Source organism: Bacillus sp. 7705b (assembly GCF_002289525.1).
GTDB lineage: Bacteria > Bacillota > Bacilli > Bacillales > Bacillaceae > Bacillus > Bacillus halotolerans.
The window spans coordinates 1-1,551 of the sequence record NZ_NSDH01000012.1; the positions used below are offsets into that span (position 1 = coordinate 1).

General features: G+C 40.4%; 1 protein-coding gene. It reads right to left on the reverse strand.

The genetic code is table 11. The features are described from left to right. Positions 1–1,453 (reverse strand): condensation domain-containing protein (locus CJU60_RS04100; RefSeq protein WP_255238254.1); only part of this gene is annotated, 1,453 nt, incomplete at its 3' end. Positions 1,454–1,551 lie beyond the last annotated feature (98 nt).

Below are 1,551 nucleotides of genomic sequence, written 5' to 3' on the forward strand. Positions count from 1 at the left end.
AGCCGCCAGAAAAGCGCAAAGCCGTCCGATCCGGCGTCAAAGCCGCCTGACGTTCAAACAGACCGTGCAGCGTCGAAGCTGCAGGCGAAACAGCTTTCGTTCTGTTAAATTCATACAAAACTTTTTCTTTCTCATGTTTTTCTGCCATATCTAATTCTTTTATAGTACTATGCGGATTTTGAAGCGCGTTTTCCAGCAACGTAAGCAGGTGGTGCTGAATCCGTTTAATGTCCTCAAGAGAAAATAAGATATTTTGATAGTCGAAATTTAATTGAATGGCTCCAGTATCTATCCGCTCCTGTATTTGAACAGAAAGCTCATTCGCGGTGTATCCGCTGAAATAAAGCGCCGTCTCATAGTTCAAATCATCCGCTTTTTGCCACTGAAGCGGATGGTACTGCATTGATATACCGATCAGGTTGTGTAAATCCTTGTGTTCTTTTCTTAATTCATTCACCAGCAAATTATAAGGAAATCTTTGGTGGCGCATGACTGAAAGCTGTTCTCTGCCGACACTGCGTACAAAGGAAAGAAAATCGGCGTCAGAATCAACCGTTTTTCTGATTGGAAGAGAGCTGACAAACATGCCAAGCATTTCTTTCTCCGCCTTTGACCCCCTGTTTCCATAGTAGGTTCCGATCGCAAGGTCTGTTTTAGAGGTGATGCGGCTGATACATATGTAAAATGAAGCCATAAATAAGGAAATCATACTGATTTTCTGTTCTTCGCAAAAAGCTTGGATGGTATGTGCTAGGTAAGGTGAAAGTGTGATAGTATCTCTCGATGCGGAGGTACTCTGCTTTTGTGAAGTGCTCTGTCCGGTTAGTGAGTGGTATTCCGGCGGCTGTTGGTAGGTTTGCGTCCAAAACAAATGGTCTTTTTCAAAACGTGAAGATTGTAAGTACTGCCTCTCTTTTTCTATGTAGCTAATGTAGGAAGGCTCTTGCTCATCGGGTATAGGCTCCCCTTTTTTGATTTTTTGATACAGATTAATAATTTGATTTCCCATCAAATTTAAAGAGATGCCGTCCATGATAATATGATGGAATTTCGCATATAGCCAAATTTCATGGGGGTGGATTCTAAGGAGATAAAATTGATACAGAGGCGAATCAAGCAGCTTAAACGGAATTCTGGCTTGATCATGAATCCATTGCTCTGTTTCAGTCATTTCAGCATTTGTAAAATCTATTATTTCAAGTGATAATCCTTTGTATTCTGCAAGATACAGACGAGGCTCTGACTCCGATTCAATCCCTTCTGTCAGCTGGAACCTGATTGCATCATTACGGGAGATTGAAAGGTTCAGAGCCAACTGAAGAGCATCAAGATCAACATCACCCCTGAATTTTACACAGGCGGTCAGATTACAGATGCTTGTACCAGGCTCCAACAGTTCAGTAAACCAAACTCTCCTTTGGGCATGAGTTAAACCATAAGTATTTTCTTTCAACGAATTCCCTCCAATTCTAATTTATAAGAGGATAAGAAACTGAAAAAATTACAATAAAAAGAAATTATATGACTATATAATCCATATATGCATTATAT